The organism is Variovorax flavidus, assembly GCF_030317145.1.
GTDB classification, from domain to species: Bacteria; Pseudomonadota; Gammaproteobacteria; order Burkholderiales; family Burkholderiaceae_C; genus Variovorax; species Variovorax flavidus.
Genome location: NZ_JASZYE010000003.1, coordinates 73830 through 88769 on the forward strand (window position 1 = coordinate 73830; position 14940 = coordinate 88769).

At 66.7% G+C, this 14940-nt stretch carries 15 protein-coding genes; 7 read left to right on the forward strand and 8 right to left on the reverse strand.

Going from position 1 to position 14940, the window contains the following annotated elements:
• Window positions 1-10 precede the first annotated feature (10 nt).
• From QTH90_RS15630 to QTH90_RS15650, 5 genes are read right to left on the reverse strand one after another with little or no spacing between them, the layout of a single operon-like run.
• Window positions 11-694 carry a GntR family transcriptional regulator gene (locus QTH90_RS15630; RefSeq protein WP_286665485.1) on the reverse strand — a complete coding sequence of 228 codons (684 nt, stop codon included), beginning with the start codon at window positions 692-694 and terminating at the stop codon, window positions 11-13.
• 22 nt (window positions 695-716) lie between these two features.
• The gene (locus QTH90_RS15635) at window positions 717-1688 is read right to left on the reverse strand and encodes a Bug family tripartite tricarboxylate transporter substrate binding protein (protein WP_286665486.1); all 972 of its coding nucleotides are present in this window, start codon (window positions 1686-1688) and stop codon (window positions 717-719) included.
• A gap of 25 nt (window positions 1689-1713) precedes the next feature.
• A complete protein-coding gene (locus QTH90_RS15640; protein ID WP_286665487.1) occupies window positions 1714-2700 on the reverse strand; it encodes a quinone oxidoreductase family protein in 987 nt (328 codons plus the stop codon).
• Between the two features lie 26 nt (window positions 2701-2726).
• Window positions 2727-3536 (reverse strand): enoyl-CoA hydratase, encoded by an 810-nt coding sequence (locus tag QTH90_RS15645; RefSeq protein WP_286665488.1) that lies wholly within the window; start codon window positions 3534-3536, stop codon window positions 2727-2729.
• A gap of 1 nt (window position 3537) precedes the next feature.
• The gene (locus tag QTH90_RS15650; RefSeq protein ID WP_286665489.1) at window positions 3538-4728 is read right to left on the reverse strand and encodes a CaiB/BaiF CoA transferase family protein; all 1191 of its coding nucleotides are present in this window, start codon (window positions 4726-4728) and stop codon (window positions 3538-3540) included.
• Window positions 4729-4863: 135 nt separating this feature from the next.
• On the opposite strand from QTH90_RS15650, the gene QTH90_RS15655 reads away from it, so the two are divergent.
• From QTH90_RS15655 to QTH90_RS15685, 7 genes are all read left to right on the forward strand, one after another.
• On the forward strand, window positions 4864-5556 hold the full coding sequence (locus QTH90_RS15655) for a GntR family transcriptional regulator (protein ID WP_286665490.1): 693 nt from the start codon (window positions 4864-4866) through the stop codon (window positions 5554-5556).
• 37 nt (window positions 5557-5593) lie between these two features.
• On the forward strand, window positions 5594-6565 hold the full coding sequence (locus QTH90_RS15660; protein WP_286665491.1) for a Bug family tripartite tricarboxylate transporter substrate binding protein: 972 nt from the start codon (window positions 5594-5596) through the stop codon (window positions 6563-6565).
• Window positions 6566-6625: 60 nt separating this feature from the next.
• Complete coding sequence (locus QTH90_RS15665) at window positions 6626-7996, forward strand: MmgE/PrpD family protein (protein ID WP_286665492.1); 1371 nt, start codon at window positions 6626-6628, stop codon at window positions 7994-7996.
• Window positions 7997-8063: 67 nt separating this feature from the next.
• Entirely contained in the window at window positions 8064-9722 is a 1659-nt protein-coding gene (locus QTH90_RS15670) for a carboxylesterase/lipase family protein (RefSeq protein ID WP_286665493.1), read from the forward strand.
• Window positions 9723-9779: 57 nt separating this feature from the next.
• On the forward strand, window positions 9780-10649 hold the full coding sequence (locus tag QTH90_RS15675; protein ID WP_444814728.1) for a metal-dependent hydrolase: 870 nt from the start codon (window positions 9780-9782) through the stop codon (window positions 10647-10649).
• Window positions 10649-11461 (forward strand): ABC transporter substrate-binding protein, encoded by an 813-nt coding sequence (locus QTH90_RS15680; protein ID WP_286665494.1) that lies wholly within the window; start codon window positions 10649-10651, stop codon window positions 11459-11461. The genes QTH90_RS15675 and QTH90_RS15680 overlap by 1 nt, the downstream gene beginning before the upstream one ends.
• A gap of 208 nt (window positions 11462-11669) precedes the next feature.
• Complete coding sequence (locus QTH90_RS15685; RefSeq protein ID WP_286665495.1) at window positions 11670-12185, forward strand: DoxX family protein; 516 nt, start codon at window positions 11670-11672, stop codon at window positions 12183-12185.
• A 13-nt stretch (window positions 12186-12198) separates the two neighbouring features.
• Here the strand turns inward: QTH90_RS15685 and QTH90_RS15690 are convergent, their stop codons facing one another.
• From QTH90_RS15690 to QTH90_RS15700, 3 genes are read right to left on the reverse strand one after another with little or no spacing between them, the layout of a single operon-like run.
• Window positions 12199-13197: an aldo/keto reductase gene (locus tag QTH90_RS15690; RefSeq protein ID WP_286666269.1), complete on the reverse strand. Its 999-nt coding sequence runs from the start codon at window positions 13195-13197 to the stop codon at window positions 12199-12201.
• Window positions 13198-13219: 22 nt separating this feature from the next.
• The gene (locus QTH90_RS15695; RefSeq protein ID WP_286665496.1) at window positions 13220-13939 is read right to left on the reverse strand and encodes a maleate cis-trans isomerase family protein; all 720 of its coding nucleotides are present in this window, start codon (window positions 13937-13939) and stop codon (window positions 13220-13222) included.
• A gap of 22 nt (window positions 13940-13961) precedes the next feature.
• Window positions 13962-14939, reverse strand: coding sequence for a Bug family tripartite tricarboxylate transporter substrate binding protein (locus QTH90_RS15700; RefSeq protein ID WP_286665497.1), 978 nt, complete (start codon window positions 14937-14939; stop codon window positions 13962-13964).
• Window position 14940 lies beyond the last annotated feature (1 nt).

Consider the following 14940-nt stretch of genomic DNA (forward strand, 5'->3'; position numbering starts at 1 on the left):
TCCGCGCGCGTCAGGCGCCTTGCAGCGAGAGCGGGTCGCCGAAGTTCGCGAGCAGCCGCTCGCGGCCGGCCAGCACGTGGCGCTCGGCTGCCGCGCGGGCACGCGACCGGTTCGATGCCGCGATCGCATCGAAGATCGCACGATGCTCCACGTTCGATCGGCGCATGTTGCCCGGCGCGTTGAAGTACTTGCGCCGCACGAGGTGCAACTCCTTCACGTAATCGTCATAGGCCTGGTGGGCGCGGCGATTGTTCGAGAGGGTGAGGATCAGCGCGTGGAACTGCAGGTTCAGCTCGTAGTAGAGCGTGCCGTCCTCCGCTTCGCAGGCGGCGTCCATGGCGGACAGCAGGTCTTCCATCTGCTTCCTGGTCTCTTCGGTCAGATGCTCGCAGGCGCGCTCGGCCGCATAGCCGAACATGAGCGCGCGCAACTCGTAGATCTCGACCATCTCGCGAAGCGACAACTGCCGCACGTACACGCCGCGGTTCGCGACCGCCGTGACGATGCCGAGCCCCGCCAGCACCTTGATCGCCTCGCGGATCGGACCTCGGCTGGTGCCCATTCGCAGGGCCAGTGCCGCTTCGTTGAGCCGCTCTCCCGGCTTGAACTCGCCGGTGTAGATGAGTTGCTTGAGCTCGCTGACGATGCCCTCCGACAGGGCGGAACCACGGGTGCTGGAAGAAGGGGGAAGCATGCGCAATCCTAACGTCAGACCCTCACTCGACCTTGACGTTCGCGCTCTTCACCAGCTTGACCCAGAACTTCCCGTCTTCGGCCAGGAAGCTGTTGAACTGTTCGGGCGATGACGAGATGGACACCTCGGTGCCATCGCGCGCCAGCGAGGCCTTCACCGAAGGCTGCTGCATCGCGGTGACGGTCGCGTTGTAGATCTTCTGGACGATGGCCGGCGGCGTGCCGGCGGGCACGAACATGCCGTACCAGAACTCAAGGTTGTAGTCGGGCAGCCCCGCCTCCTTCATGCCGGGCAGATTGGGCACCAGCGGCGAACGCTCGCGCGTGCTGACGGCCAGGGCGAGCAGGCGTCCCCCGCTGGCCATGGGCAGCACCGAGGGCGAAGTGCCGAAGGTGAGCTGGGTATCGCCCGCCATCACCGACTGGATCGCCAGGCTGCCGCCGCGGTAGGGGATGTGCGTCATCTCCGCGCCGGTGACCTGGCTGAACAGCGCGGCGCCCAGGTGCGGCGCGGAACCGTTGCCGGAGGTCGAGTAGTTGAGCTTGCCCGGATCTTTCTTCGCAGCCGCGATGAGATCGGCGACCGAGCGGATGCCCGTGGCGGGATTGACCGCGAGCACCAGCGGCGAGGTCGTCATCTTCGTCACGGGCGCGAGGTCGCGTGCCGTGTACGACAGCTTGGGATTGAGCGCCGGATTGACGGAGATGCTGCTCGGGCTGGCGATCAGCAGCGTGTAGCCGTCGGCCGGCGCCTTGGCGACGAGTTCCGCCGCGATGCTCGATCCGTTGCCCGGCTTGTTGTCGACCACGACCGGCTGTCCGAGCGCCTTGCCGAAGGCCTCGCTCATGGCGCGGGCCACGTAGTCGGCAGCGCCACCCGGCGCGAAGCCGATGACGAGGCGAATCGGCTTGCTCGGGTAGTCCCCCGGCTGGGACCATGCGGCGGTTCCAAGGGCACAGAGGCCCAATGCCAGGACGCTCTTCTTGATGTTCATGTCTTGTCTCCTTCTTTTTCTGGTTTCAGGCCGCGGCTGGCATGCGCAGCACGATCTTCCCGACGTGGCCGCCGCTTTCCATGGTGGCCTTGGCTTCCCTCAACTGCGGAAATTCATAGACCCTGTCGATCTGCGGCCTGATGCGGCCGGCGGCGATGTGCGGCAGCACGTCCGCCACGAACCCGGGAATCGCCGCCGCACGCTGCGCCTTGCTGCGCAGCTTGTTCGACACGCCGAACACCGTCAGCCGCTTCGCATGCAGGGCCGCGAGGTCCAGTTCGGCGTGCACGACGCCGTCGACGTAGCCCACGGTGGCGAGCCGGCCTTCGAAGGCCATCGCGCGGACGTTCTCGGCGAACACCGTTCCGCCGACCGTGTTGATGACGAGATCGGCGCCGTGCCGATCGGTCACCTGCATCACCGCTTCGCCGAAATCGGGCGCACGCGTGCAGACGGCGAGATCGAGGCCCAGGGCCTTCAGCTTCGCCAGCTTTTCGGCAGAGCCCGAGGTGCCGATCACCTTCGCGCCCAGCACCTTCGCCAGTTGGAGCGATGCGACGCCAACGCCGGACGACACGCCGTTGATCAACACCCACTCGCCGGACTGGAGCCTGCCTTGCAGCACCAGCATGTCGTATGACACGAGGAAAGTCAGCGCGACGCTGGCGGCTTCTTCCCACGACAGGCTCGCGGGCTTGGCCATCGCCTCGATCTCCTCCATCAGCGCGTATTCGGAGAAGGCGCCGGAACAACGGCCCATGACCGCATCGCCCGGCTTGAAGCGGGTGACACCGGCTCCGACGGCGACGACTTCACCGGCACCCTCCCCGCCGATGGCTTTCCAGCTTCCCGGCTGGCCGTGCAGGCCGTGGCCCGCCACGAACTCGCCGCGATTGAGCGACGCGGCATGCATGCGCAACAGCAACTGCTGCGGGCCAGGCTGCGGCGCGGCCGTCTCGCGCATTTCGAGCACGGTCGACTCGTCGGTCATCTGCATCCAGTAGGACTGCATCGTTGGATCTCCTCGTTGTTCCATGGCTATCGGCCCGTGAAGACCGGCTTGCGCTTCTGCATGAACGCGGTGCGGCCTTCGGTGTAGTCGGCGCTCTCGAAGCAGCCGCGGATCAATGACGCGCACAGGGGCTGGTCCAGTTCCGGCGAAGGCTTGAGGATTTCGCGGGTGATGGCCTTGCCTGCCGCCACGGTCAGCGGCGCGTTGTCGGCCAGCGCCTTCGTGTACTCGGCCAGCAACTCGTCGAGCCCTTCCACGGTGCTGATGCGGGTCACGAGGCCGAGCGTTTTCGCCTCCGCGGCATCGATGCGGCGAGCGGTGAAGAAGAGATCCTTGGCCGCGCCGGGGCCGATCAGGTCGACCAGGTTCTTCATCGCGGAGTAGCGATAGCCCAGCCCCAGGCGCGCGGCCGGGATCGAGAACACCGAGTCGTCGGATGCAATGCGGATGTCGCAGCTGATCGCCACGTTCACGCCACCGCCGATGCAGTAGCCGCGGATGCAGGCGAGCGTCGGCTTGGGGAAGTCGTGGATGCTCATCAGCGCTTCCTCGGCCATCGCCTCGTAGCGGGTCACGGCCTCGCGGGCGGCGCGCATGTCCTCGAACTGCGAGATGTCGGCACCCGACACGAAAGCCTTTTCGCCCGCGCCGGAGAAGACGACGAGGCGCACCCTGTCGTCGTCCTGCGCGATACGCAGCAGTGGCGGCACGGCCTCCCACATGTCGACCGACAGCGCGTTGTGCCGCACCGGGTTGTTGAAGCGGATGTGCAGCGTGGTGCCGTCGAGCCAGGTCTGGACTCGCTCGGTGGTGGATTCGTAGGTGGGATTCGTCATGTCAAAAAACTCCGGTCGCTTTCATGCGGGCGAGGTCGTCCGCGCCGATGCCCAGTTCGAGCAGGACTTCCTCCGTGTGTTCGCCGCGACGCGGGGCCGCGCGGGCAATGGTGCTGGGCGTGCGCTCCAGTTGCATCGGCTGGCCGACCAGCCGCTGCGGGCCGAGGCGGGCCGACACGACTTCCTTGACCATGCCGAGGTGCTCGATCTGCGGCTCCGCGAAGACTTCGCGCATATCGCTGATGAGGCCGCAGGCCACGCCGCCGGCGTTGAACTGCTCGATCCAGTGGCTGCGGTCGTGCGCGGCGAGACGCCGGTTGATCTCGGCATTGAGCGCATCGCGGTTGACGGAGCGCGAGGGCTTGTCGTGGTAGCGCTCGTCGGTGATCCATTCGGGCGCGCCGAGGATGTTGCAGAAGCGCTCCCAGATCTTGGAGCCGAAGACCGCGATGTTCAGGTAGCCGTCGCGGGCCTTGTAGACGCCGGTCGGGATGCTCGTGGGATGGAAGTTGCCCGCCTGGTGGCCGACCTCGTCGTCGATCAGGTAGCGCGAGGTCTGGAAATCCATCATGTAGACCATCGACTCCAGCAGCGAGGTGTGCAGCCACTGGCCCTTGCCGGAAGACTCGCGCTCCAGCAGAGCGACCAGGATGCCTTGCGCCGCGAAGATGCCGGCGCACAGGTCGGCGATCGGGATGCCGACGCGCACCGGCCCGTCGCCCGGCAGGCCAGTGACCGACATCAACCCGCCCATGCCCTGCGCGATCTGGTCGAAGCCAGGGCGCGCCGCGAGCGGACCCGACTGGCCGAAGCCGGAGATGCTGGCGTAGACCAGCCCGGGGTTGTCGACCGCGAGCGTCTCGTAGTCGATGCCCAGGCGGAATTTCACGTCGGGGCGGAAGTTCTCGACCACTACGTCGGCGCCCGCGATCAGGCGCTTCAGGGTGGCGATGCCTTCGTCTTCCTTGAGGTTGAGCGTGATCGAGCGCTTGTTGCGGTGCGTGTACTGGTAGTCGGAGCCGTCCTGGCCGCCCAGGGTGTCGTCGCCGCGCATGTGCTCGGGCATTTGCACCTGGATGACGTCGGCGCCCCAATCAGCGAGTTGGCGGCAGGCGGTGGGGCCGGCACGAACCTGGGTCAGGTCGACCACGCGGAAGCGTTGCAGGGCGGATGAGGCAGGCAGATGGGGCATTCGGAATGAACTTTGAGGGCCTTTGAACGGACTGGATTGTTTGCATCGACGCACAAAGTGTCAACACTTTTATTGAAAACGTGGACATTTCAGTCGGCTGTCGTATACGATATGCGAACCACAACGGACTTTCGCATGCTGCCCTGGCTCACCGACCTCCCTTCCGACCAGCTCTCGACCTTGCGCGACGTTCCCCTCGCCAAGCTGGTTCGCGACGACATGCTGGCGATGATCCTGCGCGGCGAGTTGCCAACCGGGCAGCGCATCAACGAGCCCGACATCGCCGCGCGCCTGGGCGTTTCGCGGGTGCCGGTGCGCGAAGCGCTGCGCGAACTCGAAAGCACGGGCCTCGTCGTGGCGCGCAAGCATGCAGGCGTGTTCGTGCGCGAGCCGGATGCCGAAGAGCTGCGCGACCTCTACGAAATGCGCGGCCTGCTCGACGGCTTTGCCGGCCGCCGCGCCGCACGGCTGGGCGACGAGGCGCGCATCGCGCTGGCCGATGCGCTCGATGCCTCCATCGCCGACATGAACGCCGCCTTCGCCGCGCACGACGTGCAGCGCTACTACCGCGAGAACCTGAACTTCCACTGGGCCATCGTCGAAGCCGCAGGCAACCATGCGCTGGCCGACACCTACCGCGGCGTGGTGCAGAAGCTGCACCTCTCGCGCCTCAAGAACCTTTCGCAGGACATGGGCATGCGCGCATCGATCGCCGAGCACGTGGCGATCGCCCGCGCGCTGCGCGACGGCGACGTTGCCCGCTGCGAAAAGCTCATGGCACGCCACGTCGGCGATGCCTACACCCGGCTTTCGGGCCTGACGGGCTGACGCCCGCCCACCTTCAAGACAACAAGGAGACAACACCATGAAAAGACGCGCCTTCGTCCTCGCGCTTCCCCCGACCCTCGCCGGGCTGCACGGACTGGCCCATGCCCAGGGCTATCCGAACAAGCCCATCCGCTACATCGTGCCGGTGTCCGCCGGCGGCGGCAGCGACATGATCGGCCGCACCGTCACCGAGCGCTGGGGCAAGGTGCTGAACCAGACCTTCGTCGTGGACAACCAGGCCGGCGGCGGCGGCGTGATCGCGTCGCAGAACACCGCACGCGCGCCCGCGGACGGCTATACGCTCATGCAAGGCTATGTCGCCACCCACGGCACCGCCCCGGCCACGCGGCGCCTGCCCTATGACGCGGTCAAGGACTTCACCGCCATCGGGATGATCGGCGGCACGCCCAATGTGCTGGTGGTCAACGCCGACGTGCCGGCCAAGGACTTCAAGCAGTTCGTCGCCTACGTGAAGGCCAATCCGAGCAAGGTCAGCTACGGCTCCTCCGGCGCGGGCTCGCTCACCCACCTGACGATGGAACTGTTCAAGCAGCAGGTCGGGGTGTTCATGGTGCACGTGCCCTATCGCGGCATCGCACCGGCGTTCACCGACCTCGTGGGCGGGCAGACCCAGGTGATGTTCCCGGGCCTCGCCGCGGCGATGCCGCACCTCAAGTCGGGTCGCGTGCGCGCACTGGCCGTCACGGGTCTGAAGCGCCATCCCGCGGCGCCGGACGTGCCGACGCTCGAGGAACTGGGCCTCAAGGGCTTCGACGCCATGCAGTGGTATGGCGTGGTCGGCCCGGCCAACATGCCCGCGGACATCGTCCGCCAGCTCAACGAATCGCTCAACACGGTGCTCAAGGCGCCGGACCTGCGCGACAAGCTGTCGGTCGAAGCCGTCGAGCCCATGCCGATGAGCCCCCAGCAGTTCTCCGACTACATCCGCACCGACATCGCGCGATGGACCAAGCTCGCCCGCGACCGCAAGATCGAACTCGACAGCTAGCGCGCCACACTCTCCGCTTTTTTCCGTTTTTCTCCCCAACCTTCCAGCTAGAGCTTTCACATGGCACGCAATACCCAGGTCGCAGCCGACCACAACGCCCCTCCCATCACCCGCATCCTGGCCGAGTACGTCGCCGGCCACGCCTCGCGCGGCTGGAGCGATGCGGTGGACCACGAAGCCCATCGCACCTTCCTCAACTGGCTGGGTTGCGCCGTTGGCGCTGCACGCCACGAAGCCGTCGAAGCCGCACTGGCCGCCGTGCAGGAACTGCAGCCGGCACCGCAGGCCGCGGTGCTCGGCCGCGCCGAGAAGGTCGACATCGCGAACGCCGCAATGCTCAACGGCATCAGCTCGCACACCTTCGACTTCGACGACACGCACCTCAAGACCATCATCCATCCGGCCGGCCCGGTGGCTTCGGCCGTGCTGGCGCTGGCCGAGCACACCGGTGCAAGCGGTCGCGCCGTGCTCGACGCGCTGGTTCTGGGCATCGACGTGGCCTGCCGTCTGGGCAACACGGTCTACCCCGACCACTACGACCGCGGCTGGCACATCACCGGCACCACCGGCATGCTCGGCGCAGCCGCGGCTTGCGCGCGCCTGCTCGGCCTGGACGCAGACCAGACCGCAATGGCGCTCGGCATCGCCGCGTCGCAACCGGTCGGCCTGCGCGAGCAGTTCGGCACCATGACCAAGCCCTTCCATCCCGGCGGCGCGGCACGCGCCGGCCTGATGGCTGCGCTGATGGCCAAGCACGGCTACACCGCGAGCCCGAAGGCGATCGAGGCGCCGCGCGGCTGGGCGCAAGTGGTGTCCACCAAGTACGCGTGGAATGAAGTCACCGACGAGCTGGGCGAGCGCTTCGAAATCTCCTTCAACAGCTACAAGCCCTTCGCTTGCGGCATCGTGATCCACCCGAGCATCGACGCCTGCGTGCAACTGCGCGAGCGCGGCGTGAAGCCCGAGCAGATCGAGCGCATCGAACTCAAGGTGCACTCGCTCGTGCTCGAACTCACCGGCAAGAAGGAACCGGTGGACGGCCTGCAAGGCAAGTTCAGCGTGTACCACGGCTGCGCGGCCGGGCTGGTGTTCGGTCGTGCGGCCGAGGAGGAGTTCGCCGACGACATCGTGAATCGCCCCGATGTCGTGGCGCTGCGCCGCAAGGTCGTGGCCATGGTGGACGACAGCATCGACGAAGCCAGCGCCGACGTGACCGCGGTGCTCACCGACGGTCGCCGCGAGCACGTGTTCATCGAACACGCGATCGGCTCGCTGCAACGCCCGATGAGCGACGCCGACCTGGAGCGCAAGTTCCACGGCCTGTCCGACGGCATCCTCGGCGCGCAGCGGACTTCCGACCTGCTGGCCGCGTGCTGGTCGCTCGGCGAGGCCGCCGACGTCCGCACCCTGACCAGCCTCGCGCGCCCCTGAGCGGCTCGCGCAGTCCGGGTCCGCGCGGCACGGCGCGGCGGCATCACTTCATTCAGGAGACAAGTCGATGAAATCCAAAGAGATGTTCCTTGTTCTGCTTCTCATGGGGTTCGCCGCCTCGGGCGCATCGGCCCAGGCCACCGACACGACCCTGTCGGTGGAAGGCGGAAAGATCCGGGGTGTGTCCACCGACGTCGCGGGGGTCACGGTCTACAAGGCCGTGCCCTTCGCCGCGCCGCCCGTGGGGCCCAACCGCTGGAAGGCGCCGCAGCCGGTGGTGCCATGGTCGGGCGTGCGGGAAGGCGCCGCGTGGCCCAACCGGGCCTATCAACTCGCCAGCGCCAATCTGCCCGGCACCTTCTATTTCAACGAGTTCTATTGGGATCCGACAAAGGACCCGAAGGACAGCGAAGACTGTCTGTACCTCAACGTCTGGACACCGCAGAAGCCCGCGAGCGGATCGCTTCCGGTGATGGTGTTCTTCCACGGCGGCGGCAACCGGCACGGCAACATCTCCGAGGTCGAGTTCAACGCAGCCAGGCTGGCGGCCAAGGGCATCATCGTCGTCACGCCGGCCTACCGGCTTAACATCATGGGCTTCCTGGCCCTGCCCGGCGCGAAGGAATACGGCGCGGGCAACTTCGCGATCCTCGACGGCGTGGAATCGCTCAAATGGGTCCAGAAGAACATCCGCGCCTTCGGCGGCGATCCCGGCAAGGTGACCATCGCCGGCCAGTCGGCCGGCTCGCGCAACGTGCGAACCCTCATGTCGACGCCGCTGTCGAAGGGGCTGTTCCAGCGGGCCATCATGCACAGCAGCCCCACCGTCATGGCGCAGCCGGACAAGGCGAACTTCGTGACGTTCGACGACAAGACGACTGCCGCGGCGCCGGTGTTCGAGAAGCTCTATCCGGGCAAGACGCTCGAGGACCTGAGAAAGATCCCGGCGGAGGACTTCTACAAGGACGACGCCCGGGCCGAGCAGATGTTTGCCGTGACGAGCGGCAAATACGCCGTCATCGACGGTACCGTCCTGACGAAGGAATCGGTCGACCTGCTGCGTCCCGGAGCACTCAATGGTGTGGACGTCATGGTCGGCACCGTGGCCGACGAGCGCACGGCGCTGGATGGCGCGCCGGACAAGCAGATGGAAGTCGCCGATTTCCACGCGTACTGGAAGAAGCTGCTGGGTGACGAGCTGTACGCGAAGTACCGCTTCGAGAAGCTCTACCCGGCATCCACCAAGACCGATGCCTACCGCCAGCACCTCAAGGCCCAGGCCGACATGGCGCTGGAGCAGAACCGGATCGCGGGCACGGTACTGAAGGGGCAGAACCCCGGCAGCAAGGTCTACGTCTTCTACTTCGACCATCCCGCTCCCGGGCGCGACCGCGAGTACTACGGCTCGTGGCATTCGTCGGACCTCTGGTACGTGCTCAACTCGCTTCGCAATGAGCCGGGGCAGCGGTCATGGAGTCCGGCCGACTTCGAGCTGGCGGACCAGGCTTCCACCCTCTGGGCCAATTTCGTCAAGACGGGCGACCCCAACGGCGAAGGCCTGCCGACCTGGCGCCAGAGCGATCGCGCCAACAACGGCAGCTACCTGTGGATCGGCGAGAAGTCGACCGCATCGACCAACGGCTCGCCGTACCACGGCACGAGCGCCGAAAACCGCAACGCGCTGTTCCACGACTACCAGGTCAGGTTCTACGGCGTGGACCGTTAGCCCCTTCCCAGTTCATTTCCGCCAGTTCATTTTTTCAACAAGAAGAGAGAGAAGCACATGAAGAAACTGAGTTCCCTGCTTTCCACCGCCGCACTCGCCGCAGCCCTCGCCGGGTGCGCAGGCACCGCCATGCAGGCGCCCGCGTTGCAGCCGACGCAACCCGGGACCATCGCCGCGGGCAAGGCCGAAGTGCTATGGCTCGGCCAGGCCACCATGCGCATCACCACGCCCGGTGGCAAGGTCATCGTGATCGACCCCTGGCTCACCACCAACCCGAAGACGCCTGCCGCCTTCAAGAAGCTGGATGCGCTGGGCAAGGTCGACCTGATCCTGGTGACGCACGCCCACTACGACCACTTCAACGACGCGCCCGCGCTCGCGAAGATGAACAACGCGCCGGTCTACAACGCCGGCGGCATGGGCCCGGCCATCGTGAGCCTGGGCATCTTGCCGACGGCGCAGGTGCAGCGCTTCGGCAAGAGCGGCACCGTCGCGCCCTTCGGTCCGACGGGCCTGAAGATCACGGCCGTCCATGCCGAGCATTCGTCCGAACTGGTGTGGAAGAACCCCGCCACCGACAAGGAGGAAACGCACTTTGGCGGCGAGCCGGTGGGCTACATCATCGAGCTGGAGAACGGCTTCAAGATCTGGCACATGGGCGATACCGGCCTGTACGGCGACATGAAGCTCATCGGCGAAACGTACAAGCCCGACCTGGTGCTGATCCCGATCGGCGGCCACTTCACGATGGGGCCGCAGGATGCCGCCACCGCCGTGCGCGACATGATCAAGCCCCGGTACGCGATCCCGATGCACTACGGCACCTTCCCGCTGCTGCGCGGAACGCCGGCCGAGTTCACGTCGGCGCTCGGAGCCTCGACGACACGGGTGCTGGTGCCCGAACCAGGCCAGAAGGTCGACTTCTGATGGATGCCGCACGCCGCACCTTCTGTGCCGCGGGCGGGTTGCTGCTGGCCGGCTGCGCGAGCTCCCGGCCGGACGCCCGCGCAGCGGCCAGGGCCGAACTGGGCGCGACGGGCAAGCTGCGCGCCGCGATCAACTTCGGCAACCCGATCCTCGCGAGCAAGGACGCGGCGGGCGAACCGCGCGGCGTGTCCGTGGACCTGGCGCGCGAGGCGGGCCGCCGCCTCGACTTGCCTGTCGAACTCGTGCTCTTCAACTCCGCCGGCAACGTGGTGGAAGCGGTCAAGGCGCGACAGGTCGACCTCGCCTTCGTCGCGATCGACCCGGTCCGCGCGGCGGACATGGAGTACACGGCGCCCTACGTGATCATCGAAGGCGCCTACCTGGTGCGCAACGGCTCGCCGCTGCAGCGCAACGAGGATGTGGACCGCCCCGGAACGCGGGTCGCCGTGGGCCGCGGCAGCGCCTACGACCTGTTCCTGACGCGCGAGCTGAAGTCCGCGGCTCTCGTGCGCGCACCGACCTCGCCCGAAGTGACCAACCTGTTCCTCGCCCAGAACCTCGAAGTGGCCGCCGGCGTGAAGCAGCAACTCGAAGCGGATGCGAAGCGGGTGGGCGGCGTGCGCCTGCTGCCGGGGCGTTTCATGGTCATCGAGCAGGCCATGGGCGTGCCCAAGGGGCGCGTCGCATCGCAAGCCTGGCTCAGCGGCTTCATCGAGGAAATGAAGGCCTCCGGCTTCGTGGCGGAGTCGCTCAGGAAGCACGGCATCGAAGGCGCCGGCGTGGCGCCTGCCGATGGTCGTAACAGACGCTGAAAGGCCCTCCCGGACGATCGCCACGCAGGCGGTCGTCGTCTCCTGGTGTTGTTGACGGTCGCTCGCGCGCGGCACAGCAAAAAGCAATGGCTGGCCGCAGCTTTTTGATGGCATGCGGCATGGGCGGAACAACACAATGGTTTGGCTGTGCGTGAGGGCGGTGTCGTGCCGCCTGCCACAGCACACGAAAACCAACAGGAGACTTCACATGGCAACTGCAACCACCGCGCCCCAGGCGCATCCGAGCATCGACGACCCACGTTTCACGCTGGAGGGCTCGATCGCCCGGCACCAGGACACCGTGCTCCTGCTGGCCCGTCTTGCGCTCGCGTACATCTTCATCGAGAGCGCGATCAATCACGCGATGAACCTCGCCGGCTTCGCCGCGACGTTCAAGAATTTCCAGCTCCCCGAGGCGCTCGGGATTCCCGCTGCAGCGCTCGGCGTGGTCGTCGAACTGCTGGGCGGCATCGCGGTGGCATTGGGCTACCGTGTTCGCGAGACGGCCATCCTGATGATCGTCTTCCTCTTCGTCACGATCTTCATCGGACACCGCTTCTGGGAGTTCGAAGGTGCCGCCAGGCGCCTGCACGTCATCCAGATCAAGAAGAACGTGGCGATCATCGGCGGCTTCCTCGCCGTGCTCGTGTGTGGCGGCGGACGCTTCGCGCTGTCGGCATGGTTCGCGCAGCGCACGACCGGTCAAGCCGGCAGGGCAGCCTGAGCGCCCTCGGGCGTCAGACGCGGGAGTGCAACGGAAAGATGGAATCCGTGAAGCCCGGCGTCGAAGGATGCCCGGGCGGCACCAGGCCGTCGACCCGGTCTTCGTCCTCGGCGCCGAGCTGCAAGTCCACGGCCGGCAGGTAGCCCTGCCACTGCGCGAGGGTGCGCGGGCCGGCGATGACGCTGCTCACGTGGCGATGGTGCAGCACCCAGGCCGTGGCCCACTGGGCCAGGGTCACGCCCCGTGCCTCCGCGTGGGTCTTGAGTGTCTGGGCGATGCGCAGCGACTCCTCGCGAAATTCGGTCTCGTGCATGCGCTTGTCGCCCCGGCCCGCGCGCGTGCCTTCGGCCGGCACTTGACCCGGCGCGTACTTTCCCGTGAGCACACCCCGCGCGAGCGGGCTGTACGGAATGACGCCGATGCCGTAGTGCCCGCAAGCCGGGAGGATCTCGACCTCGGGCATGCGGTTCAGCAGGTTGTAGCAAGGCTGGCAGACGACGGGCGCCGGCATGCCCAGCCTGCGCGCGATGTGCACCAGCTCGGCCATCCGCCACGCCCGAAAGTTGGAGACGCCCCAGTAGCGCAACTTGCCGGCACGCAGCAAAGCATCGAGCGCCATGAGCGGCTCTTCGAGGTTCATGCCGCCGTAGTCGCGGTGCAGGTACAGGATGTCCAGGTGATCGGTCTGCAGGCGCTGCAGGATGGCCTCGACCTCGCGCAGCATCCAGGTGCGTGAGTAGTGGCCTTCGTTGGCCCGGTCGCTCATCTTGTTGCCGAGCTTGCTGGCAACGATCCAGTCATGGCGCTGGCCCTGCAGGATCTGGCCCAGCATGCGCTCCGAGCCGCCCTTGGCGTAGATGTCGGCCGTGTCGATCAGGTTCACGCCGTGTTCGCGTGCATGGGCGACGATGCTCGCCGCCTCGGCGTGCCCGGTCTGGTCTCCGAACATCATGGTGCCCAGGCACAAGGCGGACACGCGCAGGTTGCTGCTGCCCAACTGGCGATATCGCATGGTCATCGCGCGCCCGGCGCGGTCAGCCGAAAAGGATGCCGCCTTGCGGTATCTGGCCCGTCCACTCCAGCAGTTGGAGCGCGTCCCACAGCACCGCCTGGTTGCTGGTGACGACAGGCACGCCCAGTCGCTTCTCGAGCACTGCGACGGCTTCGAAGGCGCGCACGTTCGCGCAGGACAGCAGGATCGCGTCCATGCCCTTCTCGGCGTGCTGCATGGCGATGCCGGCCAGCTCTTCAGGGTCCATCTGCGCGGCTTCCCTGGCATCCACGAAGTTCAGGCCCACGGACTTGATCACCTCGAAGCCGGCGGCTTCGAGCGAGGCCTTTTCCTCGGTGGAGAACTTGTCGGCAAAGGGACACACATGCACGATCTTCCGGGCGCCGACCTTCTGCAGCGCACGCTTGATCGCCGTCATGGTGTTGGACGACGGCACACCGAGTTCAGCGGTCATGCGCTCGGCCAGCCGCCGGTCGCCCTCGACGCCACAGGCCACACTGGCGCCCGTGCAGTTGAAGGTGATGACAGAGGGGTTCAGGTCCTTCAGGAAGGAGGCCTCCTCGATCGCCTCCAAATGGGCTCGCAGCAGGCTCTCGGGCGTGACGACACCCGCTTCCTTGCGCAGGCGGATGCGGTGCACGTGGTAGTGCACGTCGGCGGGGCAGAACCGGCGAAAGTCATCCTCCCCGATGGTGTTGAGCGAGGGGACGATCATCCCGATGCGCTTGTTGGCTTGGCTCACAGGCTTCGTCTCCTTGCAGGGTCTACTTCAGGGCGGCGCCTGTGTCCTTGATGATCTTTCCGTAGCGCGCAATGTCCACGGCGATCAGCTTCCCGAAGGCTTCGGGGGTGTCGTGGAACTTGTCGTTCTTCTGCGCGAGGAAGAAGGGTTCGGATTCAGGGTCGTCCTGGATCTTGCGGATCTCCTCGTTCAGGCGCTTGACGACGCTGGCAGGCGTCTGGGCCGGCGCAAGGATGCCCATCCAGTTCACCACCTCGAAGCCGGGCAGGTTGGCCGCTGCCGCGACTGTCGGCACGTTGGGCGCGAGATGCGTGGGCTTCGTGGTGGTGACGGCCAGCATCTTGAGCTTGCCCGACTGGACGAAGGCGTCGGACGACGCGTAGCCGCTCGACACCAGGTCGGTCTCGCCGGCCAGGGTCGCCTGCACCGAGGCCATGGTGCCCCCATAGGGGATGTATCGGAGCTTGAGGCCCGCCGCCCTTTCGAACATGGCCATGCCGAGGTACATGGTGGTCGACCCGCTGACCGCGCCGTAGGTCACCTTCTCCGGATTGGCCTTGGCGTACGCGATCATCTCGTGCAGCGTGTTGTAGGGCGCATCGATGCGTGCCGCGATGCCGTTGGGCGCCGTCGCCACGGGCGACACCGGCGCGAAGTCCTTCAACGAATCGAAAGGCAGGCTCGGATAGAAGCTCTGGTTGATCGAATGGGCCACGCTGGTGAACAGCAGGGTATGGCCATCCGGCCTGGCCTTGGCGACATGAGCGGCACCGATGGTGCCGCCCGCGCCGGCCTTGTTTTCGACGATCACCGGCTGGCCCAGCCGGTCGCCCAGTTTCCTGGCGATGTAGCGGGCCATCAGGTCGACGCCGCCGCCCGGCGCGAAGCCGACGACGAGTGTGACGGGGCGCGAGGGATACGCGGGCTCTTCGGCGCTGGCCGCGCCGCAGGCCAGCAGGCTGCCCAGCGCCAACACCTTCAGCAGAACTCTCTTTTGCATG